The sequence below is a fragment of the Lacinutrix sp. MEBiC02404 genome (assembly GCF_053601575.1).
This window is the reverse complement of record NZ_JBSHNV010000191.1, coordinates 1-543: the sequence shown is the minus strand read 5'-3', so window position 1 is coordinate 543 and position 543 is coordinate 1. Positions and strand designations below refer to the sequence as shown.

At 36.1% G+C, this 543-nt stretch carries 1 pseudogene; it reads right to left on the bottom strand.

The window, feature by feature from the left end:
* Window positions 1-543: pseudogene (locus ACVCXO_RS12135) on the bottom strand (hypothetical protein); the annotation flags it as partial.

Below are 543 nucleotides of genomic sequence, written 5' to 3'. Positions count from 1 at the left end.
GTTAGCAACATCTAAAATAGTTGGGTTTCCATCTTCATCGGTGTAAGTTAATGTTCCGTCATTATTATCCACCAATGTTGTTAAAGCTTCCAGGTTTGCTATGATTGCAGATAAATCTAATTGTGTAGTAACGCCATCTTCATCCGTATAATCGATGTTTGTATTATCTGTGTTTAAAGCAATGGATGTTAATGTTTCCAAGTTAGCAACATCTAAAACAGTCGGGTTTCCATCTTCATCGGTGTAAGTTAATGTTCCGTCGTTGTTGTCAACTAAAGTTGTTAAAGCTTCCAGGTTCGCTATGATTGCAGATAAATCTAATTGTGTAGTAACGCCGTCTTCGTCTGTATAATCGATGTTTGTGTTATCGGCATTTAAAGCAATGGATGTTAATGTTTCCAAGTTAGCAACATCTAAAATAGTTGGGTTTCCATCTTCATCGGTGTAAGTTAATGTTCCGTCATTATTATCCACCAATGTTGTTAAAGCTTCCAGGTTTGCTATGATTGCAGATAAATCTAATTGTGTAGTAACGCCATCTTC